The 12,950-nt window shown below is 64.3% G+C and carries 15 protein-coding genes; 7 read left to right on the top strand and 8 right to left on the bottom strand.

What is annotated here, in order from left to right:
* Positions 1-61 precede the first annotated feature (61 nt).
* Entirely contained in the window at positions 62-1,135 is a 1,074-nt protein-coding gene (locus DBW_RS06160) for an IS630 family transposase (protein WP_082820209.1), read from the top strand.
* Positions 1,136-1,138: 3 nt separating this feature from the next.
* Here DBW_RS06160 and DBW_RS06155 read toward each other — a convergent pair whose 3' ends face one another.
* The 3 genes from DBW_RS06155 to DBW_RS06145 are packed head-to-tail and all read right to left on the bottom strand — an operon-like array spanning position 1,139 to position 3,659.
* The gene (locus tag DBW_RS06155; RefSeq protein ID WP_066725759.1) at positions 1,139-1,570 is read right to left on the bottom strand and encodes an acyl-CoA thioesterase; all 432 of its coding nucleotides are present in this window, start codon (positions 1,568-1,570) and stop codon (positions 1,139-1,141) included.
* A gap of 2 nt (positions 1,571-1,572) precedes the next feature.
* Positions 1,573-3,072 (bottom strand): DUF2779 domain-containing protein, encoded by a 1,500-nt coding sequence (locus tag DBW_RS06150; protein ID WP_066725757.1) that lies wholly within the window; start codon positions 3,070-3,072, stop codon positions 1,573-1,575.
* The gene (locus DBW_RS06145; RefSeq protein ID WP_066725754.1) at positions 3,069-3,659 is read right to left on the bottom strand and encodes a DNA-3-methyladenine glycosylase I; all 591 of its coding nucleotides are present in this window, start codon (positions 3,657-3,659) and stop codon (positions 3,069-3,071) included. Before DBW_RS06145 ends, DBW_RS06150 begins: the two co-directional genes overlap by 4 nt.
* A 383-nt stretch (positions 3,660-4,042) precedes the next feature.
* Between DBW_RS06145 and DBW_RS06140 the strand changes: the two genes are divergently transcribed.
* Positions 4,043-4,582 carry a gamma carbonic anhydrase family protein gene (locus DBW_RS06140; protein ID WP_066725752.1) on the top strand — a complete coding sequence of 180 codons (540 nt, stop codon included), beginning with the start codon at positions 4,043-4,045 and terminating at the stop codon, positions 4,580-4,582.
* On the opposite strand, the gene rpsU is transcribed toward DBW_RS06140, so the two are convergent.
* The 3 genes from rpsU to DBW_RS06125 all read right to left on the bottom strand — a co-directional run bounded on the left by rpsU (position 4,573) and on the right by DBW_RS06125 (position 7,277).
* Positions 4,573-4,770, bottom strand: a complete 198-nt coding sequence (gene rpsU / locus DBW_RS06135; protein ID WP_066725751.1) for a 30S ribosomal protein S21 — start codon at positions 4,768-4,770, stop codon at positions 4,573-4,575. The two genes, DBW_RS06140 and rpsU, sit on opposite strands and share 10 nt — an antisense overlap.
* Before the next feature lie 30 nt (positions 4,771-4,800).
* On the bottom strand, positions 4,801-5,910 hold the full coding sequence (locus DBW_RS06130) for a KamA family radical SAM protein (RefSeq protein WP_066725749.1): 1,110 nt from the start codon (positions 5,908-5,910) through the stop codon (positions 4,801-4,803).
* A 425-nt stretch (positions 5,911-6,335) separates the two neighbouring features.
* Positions 6,336-7,277, bottom strand: coding sequence for a ketopantoate reductase family protein (locus DBW_RS06125; RefSeq protein WP_066725745.1), 942 nt, complete (start codon positions 7,275-7,277; stop codon positions 6,336-6,338).
* Positions 7,278-7,520: 243 nt separating this feature from the next.
* Between DBW_RS06125 and DBW_RS06120 the strand changes: the two genes are divergently transcribed.
* Together DBW_RS06120 and DBW_RS06115 are read left to right on the top strand one after the other, a co-directional pair.
* Positions 7,521-8,162: a LysE family transporter gene (locus tag DBW_RS06120; protein ID WP_066725742.1), complete on the top strand. Its 642-nt coding sequence runs from the start codon at positions 7,521-7,523 to the stop codon at positions 8,160-8,162.
* Positions 8,163-8,195: 33 nt separating this feature from the next.
* The gene (locus tag DBW_RS06115; RefSeq protein WP_066725740.1) at positions 8,196-8,399 is read left to right on the top strand and encodes a hypothetical protein; all 204 of its coding nucleotides are present in this window, start codon (positions 8,196-8,198) and stop codon (positions 8,397-8,399) included.
* Here DBW_RS06115 and DBW_RS06110 read toward each other — a convergent pair.
* A complete protein-coding gene (locus tag DBW_RS06110) occupies positions 8,348-9,604 on the bottom strand; it encodes an MFS transporter (protein ID WP_082820208.1) in 1,257 nt (418 codons plus the stop codon). The genes DBW_RS06115 and DBW_RS06110 overlap by 52 nt on opposite strands.
* Positions 9,601-10,368 carry a class I SAM-dependent methyltransferase gene (locus DBW_RS06105; RefSeq protein WP_066725738.1) on the bottom strand — a complete coding sequence of 256 codons (768 nt, stop codon included), beginning with the start codon at positions 10,366-10,368 and terminating at the stop codon, positions 9,601-9,603. Before DBW_RS06105 ends, DBW_RS06110 begins: the two co-directional genes overlap by 4 nt.
* 171 nt (positions 10,369-10,539) lie before the next feature.
* Here DBW_RS06105 and DBW_RS06100 point away from each other — a divergent pair, with 171 nt between their 5' ends.
* From DBW_RS06100 to DBW_RS06090, 3 genes are all read left to right on the top strand, one after another.
* Positions 10,540-11,445: a LysR family transcriptional regulator gene (locus tag DBW_RS06100; protein ID WP_066725735.1), complete on the top strand. Its 906-nt coding sequence runs from the start codon at positions 10,540-10,542 to the stop codon at positions 11,443-11,445.
* Positions 11,446-11,503: 58 nt separating this feature from the next.
* A complete protein-coding gene (locus tag DBW_RS06095) occupies positions 11,504-12,394 on the top strand; it encodes an MBL fold metallo-hydrolase (RefSeq protein WP_066725733.1) in 891 nt (296 codons plus the stop codon).
* A 121-nt stretch (positions 12,395-12,515) separates the two neighbouring features.
* Positions 12,516-12,911, top strand: a complete 396-nt coding sequence (locus DBW_RS06090) for a YkgJ family cysteine cluster protein (protein WP_066725731.1) — start codon at positions 12,516-12,518, stop codon at positions 12,909-12,911.
* Positions 12,912-12,950 lie beyond the last annotated feature (39 nt).

The raw sequence follows: 12,950 nt of genomic DNA, 5'->3' as shown, positions 1-12,950 counted from the left end.
GCAAAACTAAGCGTTATAATATAGACTTCTTTCACCCCCACCATCGTGAAAGGAGTCGCTTATGCCGAGAAAATCTCCAATACCCCTGTGCAGCGAAAAGGACCGCCAGACACTCAGGGAATGGGCAAGCAGTCGAAGCATGGAGGCGCGCCTTGTTGAACGTGCCCGGATTATCTGCAAACTCCTTGACGGAGAATCCGTCAGCAAGGTCGCCATGGATCTTAACGTGCGCCCGAACACGGTTATTGAATGGCGGAACCGTTTCTCCGCTGCGGGTATTGCCGGGCTATATGATCGCCCGCGCTCTGGCAAACCGCCGAAATATGACCAGGCGTTTCAAACGCGAGTTCTGAAAGCGTTGGAACTTCCGCCACCGCCCGGCCAGGCATGTTGGGACGGCCCGGCGCTTGCCAAGCAGTTTGGCGCTTCGGATGATGCCATTTGGCGAGTGCTGCGCAAGCACAATATCAGCCTTGCCCGACAACGAAGTTGGTGCGTAAGCACTGATCCAGAGTTCGCACCAAAGGCGGCTGACATTATCGGGCTCTACCTGGCGCCCCCCGAAAAAGCCTTGGTGATCTCAGTCGATGAGAAACCGAGCATCCAGGCGCTTGAGCGCGCCAAAGGGTATGTCTGTACCAGTAGCGGCAAAGTCGTCCAGGGCCTAAAGAGCACCTACAAACGGCATGGAACCCTGAACCTTTTTGCGGCGCTCAACGTAGCGACAGGCGCCGTGCATACGCAGACAACCGAGTTCAAGAGAAGGGTTGATTTCCTAGCCTTCATGGATCAGGTCCTCTCAGAACTTCCGGACAGCGACCAGCGAGAAATTCACGTGATCCTGGACAATTATTGCATTCATAAACGCAACGACGAATGGCTTGCGCAGCACCCAAACGTCATGTTTCACTTTACACCGACTTCTGCAAGTTGGCTCAATCAAGTCGAGATATGGTTCGGCATTCTTTCACGTAAGGCACTGAAGAACGCCAGTTTTCAAAGCATTGACCAGTTGCGTGCGGCCATCGAGGCCTTTATAGAAGCCTATCAGCCCAACGCCAAGCCTTTTGTATGGCGTAAGCGAGAGGTCAAGGGGTCGCAACTGAGAAACACTATCGCTAACTTTTGCAACTAGACACTAGATAACCCGAAAGTCCTCGCTGCGCGGAAAGGCGGCGAAGCGCTCCAGCAACCCGGCCGGCGGCGGCACGATGCGGCGCTGTTTCAGGTCGAGCCAGGCGCCGTCGAGGTCGAGGGTGGCGCAGGTCTTGCCGCCGCGGCGGATGTGGTGGCGCATGCTCCACTTGCGGTGATCTGCCGACAGCCCGGAGAGGCACATATCGATGAGCAGTTCGTCGCCGAGGTGAAGTTCATGAAAAAACCGCGCCTCTTCGCGAAAGAGCACCGGTCCGACGCCGTGACGCGTCATCCAGTCGATGCCGAAACCGGCCTGCTGCAGGCAGTTGATGCGGACCTGCGCCCCGTAATCGTAATAGATCGAGTGGCGGACATGGCCGTTCGGGTCGAGATCGGCCCAGCGCACCGCCAGCTTCTGTTCCATCACATCCATGTTCAGGCTCCTTCCGTTTCCGGGGTCGCCGCGATCCGCGCCAGCGCCTCGACAATCTTCACCATCGCCAACCTATCGAGCCGACAGTATTCGAGCAGCGCCCCCCGCAATCGCTCCAGCTCCTCCCCTTCCCCCAGCATCGTCATTTGGTGATAAGCCTGCATCGCCGCCTGGCCGTCGGCCACCTCCAGCCCCTGGTAGGAGAGCTCGGGGACCAGCGCCGGCAACACCTCCTTGATCGAATAGGAACCGCGCATCTGCCAGCAGTAGAGGTCGCGGCGGCGAAAGGGGAGCATCAGGTCGCGGACATTGTCGAGGCGTTGTTCGATCGCCGCGGCACGGTCGGGGAAGAGCGCCGCGAGCTCGCGCAGCACCCCCTTTTCGAAGGCCTGGTTGTAGGTCAGGATGCAGGCCCGCTCCGGGATCACCGCCAGCAGCCGCTCGACCAGCTCGCGGCGCGGATCGACTCCGGGCCGGGCGAGAAAGGCAAAGTGCTCGGGAGCGGCCCCCGCCGCTCCCTGGCAATGAACGGAGAACTGAAACGGCACCTGCTGGTAGGGGCGGGTCCCGTCAAAGAGGGGGATGGCGCTGTTGAAGGTCTCGAAATCGAGGTGGCAGAGGGGGTACCAGAGGGTGTCGAGAAAGGCCCGAAGCGCCGGACGATCGATGCTGTCGCGCTGCTGCAGGGTCGCCTCGACCTGCTGGCGCTGGGCCGGGTTGAGCTCGGCCAGGGGGAGCTCTTCGAAACGGACGAGACCGCGCCGGTAGAGATCGAACTTTTTGACGCCGTTGCCGCGCAGGTCGAAGACCGAGTTTTCGGGGATATGCCGCCAGCAGTAGGGAATGAAGTCACACTCGTAGGGGTCGCGGCAGTGCGGGCCGATGTCGATGGCGGGCTCGTCCCCCGGCAGGACCGCCCGCAATCCGGCGATGGTCTGTGGCAGGCCGTCCTGGCGTGCCAGCACTTCGGTTAGCACGTTCGCGCTGCTGAAGAGCTGTTGCACCTCGATCGCTCCCTGGCGGAGGTACTGGTTGTTGATGTGCACCAGCCAGGCCGCCGTGACCTCTATTCCGCAGCCGGTGAGGACGTAATACTGGATGGCGACATCCTCGAGGTTGACCGGCTTGACCGCGGTCCCCATCTTGACCTCGTGGATCTGCCACCCCTCCCCCGCAGTGGGGTCGCGCACCAGGATATCGACCTTGACGAAGATACCATCAAAGGCGAAAGAGGCCTCGTAGATCACCGGGACGCCGGCGTCGATCAGTTCTCGGGTGCGGGCGAGCTGCGCAGCGACACTGAGACCGGCGTAGGGGACCTCGACGCCGCCGGGGAAGAGCTGCTGGGCGAGCAGGCCGACCTCGGTGCCGGCGGCATAGAGCGCCTCGCGGTCGGGCTGCGGCGGCAGCTCGAAGGCCGGTGGATGCTTGGTCAGCCAGAGCGCCTTGGGACATTGCAGCCCCTTGAGAAGGAGCGACTTGCTCAGACCCGAACCTGTCATGCTGCCCCTCCACCCAGCTCCCGCCAGCGAAAACAGTCGACGAGGTGGTCGTTGACCATGCCGACCGCCTGCATGTGGGCGTAGCAGATGGTAGTGCCGACGAAGCGAAAGCCGCGCTGCTTGAGGTCGCGGCTGAAGGCGTCCGACTGCGGGGTGCTGGCCGGCACCTCGGCGAGGCGGCGCCAGGCGTTCTGCCGCGGCCGGCCATCGACGAAGCGCCACATGTAGGCGGCGAAGGAGCCGAACTCCTCCTGCACCTGCAAAAAGGCGCGGGCGTTGCTGACGGTCGATTCGACCTTGAGCCGGTTGCGGACGATGGCTGGATCGGTCAGCAGCTGCGCCACCCGCCCGGCATCGAAGCGCGCCACCCGCTTGGGGTCGAAGTCCGCAAACGCCTTGCGGTAGCCCTCGCGCTTACGCAGGATGGTGATCCAGGCGAGCCCGGCCTGGGCCCCTTCGAGGGTCAGAAACTCGAAGAGCTGGCGATCGTCGTGGAGGGGCGTCCCCCACTCCCGGTCGTGGTAATCCCGATAGAGGGGATCGCTCCCCGGCCAGGGACAGCGGATCAGCGGCGCATCCTCACTCATGGCAGGCTCCTGTGGCCGCCGGTGGCGCGGCGAAGGTTATCATAATGAATATCCACTTGACCAACAACAGGTCGGTCGGCAGGATGCAATCAGCTGCTTGCAGCAGACGGGCTGTTCCAGGAGGTTACCATAACGCTACTGGAGCGGGGAAGTCCGGGCAGGAGAGGGAGAGAAGAAAGAACGGTTGCCCGCGGATCACATCGGACCCGGTCGAATAAAAACCGGACCAGGCTTGTGTTTCAAGTCAAATCCGATTTTAATCAGATTCTATCCGAAGTGATCCGCGCGAAACGCCCCGGCAGGCGCCCTTGGACCCTCGCTCCGCCTGGCGTTGCGTCGTTGCGTGAGACCAGAACTTTGCTGTTAACAGGGAGGAGTCCTCCATGATCTATGACCTCGGCGAGCGCAAGGTGCAACTGCACGAAGATGTCTTCATCGCCCCCAGCGCCACATTGATCGGCTCGGTGGTGGTCGAGGCGCAGGCGAGCATCTGGTTCAACGTCGTCGTCCGCGGCGACAACGACCTGATCACCATCGGCGCCGGCAGCAACATCCAGGACGGCTCGATCCTCCACGTCGATCCCGGCTTCCCCCTCACCGTCGGCCGCCATGTCACCGTCGGCCACAAGGTGATGCTGCACGGCTGCAGTATCGGCGAGGGGAGCCTGATCGGCATCAACGCGGTGGTGCTCAACGGCGCCCGCATCGGCAGCGGCTGCCTGATCGGCGCCAACGCCCTGGTGACGGAAGGGATGGAAGTTCCGGACGGCGCCATGGTCCTCGGCTCACCGGGGAAGGTGGTGCGCACCCTGGACGAACCGGCCCGGCAGAAGCTGCTGGAGAGCGCGCTGCGCTACATCGAGAACGGGCGCCGTTTTCGGCAGGGGCTGGTGGCGGCCGAACAGAGAGAGACTCAGGAATAGCGCCGCAGCTTGGCGAGCCGTTTGCGCTCGCGCCGCTGTGACTCCTTCAGTTTGCGTTTCCGCTTGTCGCTCGGCTTCTCGTAGCAGCGCCGGTTCTTCATCTCGCGGAAGAGTCCCTCCTGCTGCAGCTTGCGCTTCATGACCTTCATCGCCTTGGTGAGGTTGCCGTCGATTACCTTGACTTCCAAATCTGCCTCCTTTCCTGGCTCTGCTTCGATTTATTCGGGGACGTTGGGGATGGTGGTGATCTCCCCACGGTGATTGCAGAGGGTGTATTCCTTGGCGTCACTCCCCTGGATGTAATAGTCCGGCATCAGCGGGATCTTGCCGATGTTGGTAGCGATCACGTGGAGCGGCTGGGCCAGGCCGGTGGTGTGACCGCGCAGGGCATCGCGGATCAGCTCCGCCCCCTTCTCCACCGGGGTGCGGAAGTGGTCGATTCCCGGGGCCGGCTCGCAGTAAAAGACGTAGTAAGGCTTGATCCGGGTCGCCAGCAGCTGCTGGTGCAGACGGCGGAAGGTGGCTACGTCATCGTTGATCCCCTTGAGCAGCACCGCCTGGTTGCCGACGTTGACGCCGCAGGAGAGCAGGTCGTAGACGGCGCGGGCGGTCTCCCCGGTCAATTCCCGGGGGTGATTACACTGGGTGTTGACCCAGATCGGCACCTTGTGGAAGCCGCCGAGAACCTTCATCAGGTCGGGGGTGATGCGCTGCGGCAATACGATGGGGGTGCGGGTGCCGAAGCGGATCATCTCGATCTGGGGCAGCTCACGCAGCTTGCGCACCAGATAGTCGAGCTGCTCGTCGGTTAGCAGGAAGGGATCGCCGCCGGTGACCAGCACGTCTCGCACCTCGGTATGGTCGGCGATCCAGCGCAGCCCCTCATCGAAGTCGAAGTTGAGGGAGAGACTACCGTCGACCACCAGTTCCTTGCGGAAGCAGTGGCGGCAGTAGACGCCACAGGTCGACGTGACGGTGAAAGCGACCCGGTCCCGGTACTGGCGGGCAATGCAGTCCGGGCGTTCCTCGGTGGTGGCACGGTTTTCTTTCCAGACCAGGTAGTTGTCCATACCGAAGCGGTTCTCCCGCTCCTGACGCGAGGGGATGATCTGCCGCCGCACCGGGCAGGCGGGATCATCCGGGTCCATCAGCGCCGCGAAATGGGGAGTCGCGCCCCAGGTCGTGGAAGTGGCGGCCAGAATTTCACGTTCGTCAGCGGTGAGGTTGACGTAGCTTTCCAGACGTTCGACGGTATTGACGAAGTTCTGGAGTTGCTCCTGCCAGCTGGCAGGAGTCGGTTTTCGATGATGTCGTACGGTGGTGTCCATAAGCTCCTTTCCTTCTCCACGCGGCCCATGACTTGCGGGGCAACCCGGGACCGGGGAATGGTTGGCGTCTGGCGTAACCGGAGGTGCCGCCGAAAGGCGCAGCGAGAATGACGGGAAGAGACGGCCGAGAGGCCGCTTCAACCCGAAGCGGGGAGTGGGCCGGCCAAGCCCCTTCCCGCATGCAACAGTGACCGGGGAGGGGCGCGGCACGCGCCAGACGTTCAGGGGATGATTTCGATCAGGATGGGGCCACCCGCACCCGGCTTGAGACGGAACATCTCAAGCCGGTGCTGCCCCTGGGAACGAGGGTTCGTCCCGTGCCGGCCAGGCCAGCACGGTCCACCTCCAGAGCGGGTCTATGGACGGAACGTTCAGGGAGAACGCCGCCAAAAACCCGGGAAGCCTAACATATCAACGGGGGCGGGTCAAACCGCCCGGGGAGGAAGGAGGAGTTCAGGGGAGGTCTCGATGACCCGCAGCAGATACAGCATCATCCGGTTGGCCGGAGTCGGAATGCCGTAGCGGAGGCCGAGTTCCACCACCTTGCCGGCGAAGATCTCGACCTCGGTCTTGCGACCGGCCTCGACATCCTGCAGCATCGAGGTCTTGGCCTCCGGGGCCAGCCGCGCCAGCACCCGCTCCCACTCCCCGAGGTCGGCTGTCGTCAGGTCGACCCCGGCAGCGCCGGCCAGGGCGATCACCTCCAGCATCAATGCCCGCAGCACTTCCCGCGCCGAATCCGAGCGCTGGAAGATTCCGTAAGGAGCCCGCAGCACCGCCGAGGCCTGGTTGACGCCGACATTGACCATGAACTTCCACCACAGGGCGCGCAGCATGTCGACCGGGGTCTCCCAGGCCAGGCCGGCCCGGTCACAGGCCGCCTGCAGCCGCTGCACGCGCAGCGACGGCGGCTCGTTGTGCGCTTCGCCGAACAAAAGCCGCCCCTGGTTGGCGACCGTTATCATCTTCCCTTCCCGCACCGCGTCAATCCCGACCGCCACGCAGAAGAGGAGCTTCTCCGCGCCAAAAACCGAGCCGATCACCGCCTCGCTGTCGAGGCCATTAAGGACCGAGAGGATGGTCGTTTGCGGCCCCACCACCGGGCGCAAGCCAGGAAGCGCCTCCGCCAATTGGTGATGCTTGAGGGCGACAATGACCAGATCGACCGGAGCCGGCGACGTGTCGCCGGCCATCACCGGCAGCCGGAAGTTTTCCCCGTTGACGTTGCAGCCCTCCCGGCGCAGGCTCTCGCCCCGCTCCCCCGCAGCGACGAAAAGGGTCTCGAACCCTGCCGCATGAAACCGTGAGGCATAATAGGCCCCGAGGGCCCCGGCACCGAGAATGGCGATCTTTCTGATTTCATCCATTTGCTATCGGTTCCTCTCTCCGGCCGATCCGGCCGCGGCCAGTGAACAAACTCCAAAACGCGATCAGGCTTTTGCAGCCGTGCAGAACCTTCCGACAAGGTTAGCCGCCAGCAGCAACCGTCGCAATGGCTCAGCGGCTGCTTTTCGTCAGGACGAGGCGATTCGTGAAGAAACCGCTAAAACTTTCTTTTCGGCAATACTAAGCCTTGCCTGCGCCGGGCAACTGGTCTTAAATTGCTCCCTATGGAAAACCTCTGGCTCAATATCTCCGCCGTCCTCGCCATCTTCACCCTGGCGATTATCAGCCCCGGGCCGAACTTCCTGATGGTGGTCTCCACCACCCTCGGCGATTCGCGCCGCGCCGGCCTCTTCACCGCGCTGGGGGTGGCGACCGGGAGCGGCCTCTTCGCCCTCGCCGGCCTGCTCGGGCTGATCCTGGTCATCAACACCCTCCCCCACTTCGCCACCGCCGTCGCCGTGCTTGGCGGCGGCTACCTCGCCTGGCTCGGGGCGACCATGGTCGGACGCCTTTTTCGGCCCCGCCTCCCGCTCACCGCCGCCACCGTGGCCGCGGGCGGCCGCTCGCCGCTGCAGGCCTATCGCGCCGGGCTGATCACCAACCTGACCAACCCCAAGGCCTGGGCCTTCTACTTCAGCCTCTTCACCCTGGTGCTCGCCCCCGGCGCGCCACTCTGGGCAAAAGTCTTTCTCAATCTGGCCATGTTCCTGATATCTTTTGGCTGGTACGCTCTGGTGGCGCTGCTGATCTCGGAGCGACGGGTGCAGCCGCTCTTCCTGCGGGCACAGCCGCTGATTCAGGCGCTGCTCGGCCTGATGCTGATCTTCCTCGGCGGGCGCCTGGCGCTGTCGGCTCTTTTCGGCTAGGGGCCCCCGGGAATTCTACAAAGGAGAAGGTGAATGATCGAGGACGGGGAAGGATCACCCTGGATCTGCCACATCTGCGAAGGGAAGTTCCGGGGGATGGAGAGCATCGCCTGCAGCCGCTGTTTCCAGGTGACCTGCGCCGCCCACCTGCGCCACCTGCCAAGCCGCCACCCGGAGAGCGGCCTCTACCTGCTGCAACCGGTCTGCGTCGCCTGTGCCACGCTCAAGGGAGAGTGAACCGCATCGAACCGCCCTAGCCAGCCGGCCAGAGCAAGCGCCATTGCCAATAAAAGTCCGACCATCCCAACCACCCCGCCCCAACCGGCGCCACTCCAGAAGTACCCGCCCAGCGTTCCGCACACGCTCGACCCGAGGTAGTAACTGAAAAGGTAGAGGGAGGAGGCCTGCGCCCGGGCCGAACGGGCCCGCCGTCCGACCCAGCTCGAGGCGACGCTGTGGACGGCGAAGAAGCCAACAGTACAGCAAACCACCCCGGCGATCACCAGAAACAGGGGATGGAGCAGGGTCAGCAGGATGCCGGCGACCAACAGCAGCAATCCGCCGCGCAATACGCTGGCCAGCCCCCAGCGTCCGCTCAGGCGACCGGCCAGGGAGGAGCTGAGGGAACCGGCAAGATAGGCGAGGAAAATCAGGCTCACCGTGGTCTGGCTGAGGGTATAGGGGGGCGCCAGGAGCCGGAAGGTGAGGTAGTTGTAGAGGGTGACGAAACTCCCCATACCGAGAAAGGCGATGCCGAAGAGCCCGAGCAGGCCCGGGTCCCGCAGATGGGCGAGCAGCGAGGTGACGAGGTAACGGCCGCGAAAGGGGCGGCGCACGGCCTGGCGGCCAGGCGGGAGGCTGGCGACGAACCAGAGGCTGAGAAGCAGGCAGAGCATGCCGACCGCGGCGAGGGCGAGGCGCCAGGAGGTCGCCTCGGCGAGGGCCGCGGTGAAGATCCGGCCACTCATGCCGCCGATGGCATTGCCGCTGATATAGAGCCCCATCGCCGGTGCGACCGAGCCCGGCTCGAGTTCCTCGCTGAGGTAGGCCATCGCCACCGCCGGCAAGCCGGCCAGAACCGCGCCCTGCAACAACCGCAGCGCCAGCAGCGCCAGCAACCCCTGGCTGACCGCGGTGAACAGGGCGAGGCAGGAACTGGCGATCAGCGCCAGGGCCATCACCGGCTTGCGGCCGAAACTCTCCGAGAGGGTGCCGGCGAAGAGCATGGTCACGGCGAGGGCGGCAGTGGCGACGGAGAGGGGCAGGCTCGCCAGAGCCGGCGCCACGCCGTATTCAGCGGCAAAGAGAGGGAGCAGCGGCTGGACATCGTAGAGGGTGATGAAAGTGACAAAGCCGGCGCCGAAGAAGGCGAGGTTGATGCGGCGGTAGCTGCGGGTGCCGCTGCAGATCAGGCCCGCTGCGATTTCGGCGCCCGGGGTCATGGCTCCCCTCCGACGCGACCGACGCGAAGCGCCAGGGGCCAGCGCACCGGCCGACACTGCGCCGGGTCCCCCCACTGCTGGACCAGGGACTGACGCAGGTTTGGCAGGGGGTCGTCGCCGGTGGCGCGGCGAAAGCCGCGCAGCGCCGACCAGGTACCCAGGTAGCCGAGAAGATGGTCGAGATCCCAATCGGCCTGCAGTTCCAAAAACGGAGCGGTGATCTCGGCAAAGGGAAAGGGGATACTGCGGTATCCGGCGTCGACATGGCGCCGCTCGGGAGGCCAATAGGGACCGACGACGTCATGATAGAAATGATCGATGATCGGATCGAACGCGGGCCCGAGCTGCACTTCCCCGTAACTGAACGCGGCCAGCACCCCGCCGGGCCGGGTCACCCGGCGCACCTCGGCGTAGAAGCGCTCGAAGTCAAACCAGTGCAGCGCCTGGGCGACAACCACCAGGTCGATGGCGGCTGCCGGAAGGTGTGAATCCTCGGCACTGGCCACCGAGTAATGGACGGCAGGGTGGGGAATCGCTTCGGCAACCTGGGCGGTGCTCGGGTCGCTCGCATAGACGGTTGCGAAGTGGGGGGTCAAACCGAGAGCGGCCTGACCGTTGCCGCAACCACAATCCCAGGCGGCCTGGTGCCGGGGGCACTGAGCGGCGAGCCAGGCGAAAAGCAGCGGCGGGTAGTCGGGGCGGTAGCTGCGGTAGGCGGCCGCCTGGCTCGAGAAGTGATCCTTGAAGCTCGGTTCTGTGGTCACGGCGGCCTCCGGTCAAAAGAAAAACTTTCTCCTTGCGATCACCCTAGCACCAGATCTACGATAAGAAAAATATATTAAACTTATCATTGCGGTAATATTTTGTTATAGGCTGAAGGGCGCGCCCCGGGTACAGGGCCCCCAGGGAAAGCTTGCGGATGGGAGGTTACAGAGATGGATATTCGACAGTTGAGGGCCTTTGCCACCATCGCCCGGCTCAGCAATTTCACCCGCGCCGCCGAGAATCTCAACGTCGCCCAGCCGGCGGTGAGCATGGCGATCCGCAAGCTGGAAGACGAATTGGAGCTGACCCTCTTCTCGCGCCAGGATCGCAAGGTTACCCTCACCGCCGAGGGAGAGGTGCTGCTCGGTCACGCCCGCCGCATCCTCGCCGACCTACAGGCGGCCGAGGATGAGATGGCCGACCTGCGCGGACTGGAGAAGGGGGAGGTGCGGGTCGGCATCCCACCGATGATGAGCTCCTACTTCTTTCCGGCGATCATCGCCGACTTTGCCCGGCGCTACCCGCAGCTGCAGCTCGCGGTCCTCGGCGAGGGGGCGTGGCGCATCCAGAAGCTGATCAGCCAGGGGGAGATCGATATGGGGGTGATCGCCGGGGGACAGCTTCCGGAAAACTTCGAAGCCCGTCATTTCCTGCGCGAAGAGGTGGTGGTCTGTGTCCCCTCCGGCCACCCACTGGCCGCCCGCACCGCCCTCACCTTCGCCGAGTTCACCCGCCAGCCGCTGGTCTTCTACAAGGAGGGGTACTTCCTGCGCGAGCTGATCTTCGACAAACTCAAACAGAGCGGGCTGCGGCCGCAGATCGTCTTTGAGACCAACCTCTTCACCCTGGTCAAGTCTCTCGTCAAGGGCGGGATGGGCGCCACGACCTTCCTACGCATGGTTGTCGCCGATGACGAGGAACTGGTCGCCATCCCCTTCGACCCGCCGCTCTATCTCGACCTGGTGATTGCCTGGAAAAAGGGGGCCTACCTGTCGCGGGCCAACCGCGCCTTCGTCGAGTTCCTGCTCGCGCGGAGCAGCGACCTGCGGGCGACGGAACCAGGTCCGGTTGCTTAGCCGTGGCACCGGGCGGGGAAATTGATTATCATGACCCAAAAATTAGCAAGGAGCCGCCATGAAGCTCGACCGCCTGCACTGCATCGACCTCGACCAGCCGACCCTGGAGGGGTTCCGGCATTTTATCAGCGCCTGGCTCTACCAGGGGGAGGAGACGACCCTGCTGGTCGATCCCGGGCCGCTCTCGACCATCCCGCATCTGCTGGCCGAGCTGCGCCGCCTTGGCGTCAGCTGCCTGGACCATATCCTGCTGACCCACATCCACATCGACCACGCCGGCGGCACCGGCGAACTGCTGAAGGTCTATCCCGAGGCCCGGGTCCTCTGCCACCCGGACGGGGTGCGGCACCTGGTGGACCCGGAAAAGCTCTGGCAGGGATCGTGCCAGGTGCTCGGCGCCCTCGCCGAGGTCTACGGGCCGATCGTCCCGGTCCCGGCCGACCGGATCGGCTTTGACGCCGCCCCCGCCCCGGGCCTGAGCGCTCACCTCACCCCCGGCCACGCCGCCCACCACTGCTGCTACCTCCTCGACGACCTCCTCTTTGCCGGCGAAGTCGCCGGGGTGCGCGCCGAGATTCCCGGCGCCATCTACATGCGCCCGGCGACGCCGCCGCGTTTCCTCCCCGAAGTCGCCGACGACTCCCTCGCCCGCATGCTGGAACTGCGACCGAAACGCATGGTCTTCGCCCACTACGGCCTGGTCGACAAGGCGATGCAGCACCTGAAAATCGCCCGCGATCAGCTCGTTCTCTGGCTGCAGGGGGTGGCTGCGACCGCGGCCTTCCCGGGGGACTACCGGGAAGAGGCCTTCTTCGCCTGGCTTCTCGAGCACGACCCGGTCTATCGCCGTATCGATGAGCTTCCCGGCGACATCCAGGCCCGGGAACGGATTTTTCTCGGCAATACGCTGAAGGGGATGTCCGAATATCTCGAAGGGGCGGGGCGCTGAGGGGTTTATCGCGCCCGGCTTTCGCGGTTGCTTTCGGCCCCGATCTGGTTTATGCTCGCGCTCCGACGCCGGGCGGCAGTCCCCCCGGCGGTAAAACCCAACCCGCAAACCCAGACCGGTCATGAAGCGCGCCGTTCCATCCTGCCATATCGATCATCCCACCACCTGGATCCGCTACCAGCGCACCCTCTGCCAGGATTGCCGCGGCACCTACTGCAGCCTGCCGGTGGAGGTACGCATCGACGATTTGGTGACGATGGGGCTGGTCGATCCCTTTGAAGCCGCGGAGCCGGCGCGGCAGATCGCCCGCCGCCTCGAAAAGGCCGGCCTCATCGACCATTTCAATGCCCGCAGCGAGATTTTCACCCTCGCCCGCCGCGCCAACGCCGACTGCATCTTCCTCGACCCGCACAGCCGGCTTTGCACCATCTATGCGCAGCGCCCGGCGACCTGCCGCAACCACCCCCGTATCGGGCCGCGACCGGGATATTGCGCCTTCCAGCCACGGAGCAATTGAGCCGATCCAGCAAAGAAATTTCCACCCCGGCGGGGGGAT

This window comes from Desulfuromonas sp. DDH964 (assembly GCF_001611275.1).
GTDB lineage: Bacteria > Desulfobacterota > Desulfuromonadia > Desulfuromonadales > DDH964 > DDH964.
Note: the sequence above shows the minus strand (reverse complement) of the source record. Positions and strands in the feature narration are given on the sequence as shown.

Excerpts from the sequence above, each read along its gene's own strand:
- DBW_RS06110 (WP_082820208.1), bottom strand. The coding sequence starts at position 9,604 with ATGACCCCGGGCGCCGAAATCGCAGCGGGCCTGATCTGCAGCGGCACC.
- DBW_RS06140 (WP_066725752.1), top strand. The coding sequence starts at position 4,043 with ATGATCTATGACCTCGGCGAGCGCAAGGTGCAACTGCACGAAGATGTC.
- DBW_RS06100 (WP_066725735.1), top strand. The coding sequence starts at position 10,540 with ATGGATATTCGACAGTTGAGGGCCTTTGCCACCATCGCCCGGCTCAGC.
- DBW_RS06155 (WP_066725759.1), bottom strand. The coding sequence starts at position 1,570 with ATGGATGTGATGGAACAGAAGCTGGCGGTGCGCTGGGCCGATCTCGAC.
- DBW_RS06095 (WP_066725733.1), top strand. The coding sequence starts at position 11,504 with ATGAAGCTCGACCGCCTGCACTGCATCGACCTCGACCAGCCGACCCTG.
- DBW_RS06115 (WP_066725740.1), top strand. The coding sequence starts at position 8,196 with ATGATCGAGGACGGGGAAGGATCACCCTGGATCTGCCACATCTGCGAA.
- DBW_RS06150 (WP_066725757.1), bottom strand. The coding sequence starts at position 3,072 with ATGACAGGTTCGGGTCTGAGCAAGTCGCTCCTTCTCAAGGGGCTGCAA.
- DBW_RS06145 (WP_066725754.1), bottom strand. The coding sequence starts at position 3,659 with ATGAGTGAGGATGCGCCGCTGATCCGCTGTCCCTGGCCGGGGAGCGAT.
- DBW_RS06125 (WP_066725745.1), bottom strand. The coding sequence starts at position 7,277 with ATGGATGAAATCAGAAAGATCGCCATTCTCGGTGCCGGGGCCCTCGGG.
- DBW_RS06090 (WP_066725731.1), top strand. The coding sequence starts at position 12,516 with ATGAAGCGCGCCGTTCCATCCTGCCATATCGATCATCCCACCACCTGG.
- DBW_RS06120 (WP_066725742.1), top strand. The coding sequence starts at position 7,521 with ATGGAAAACCTCTGGCTCAATATCTCCGCCGTCCTCGCCATCTTCACC.
- DBW_RS06160 (WP_082820209.1), top strand. The coding sequence starts at position 62 with ATGCCGAGAAAATCTCCAATACCCCTGTGCAGCGAAAAGGACCGCCAG.
- DBW_RS06130 (WP_066725749.1), bottom strand. The coding sequence starts at position 5,910 with ATGGACACCACCGTACGACATCATCGAAAACCGACTCCTGCCAGCTGG.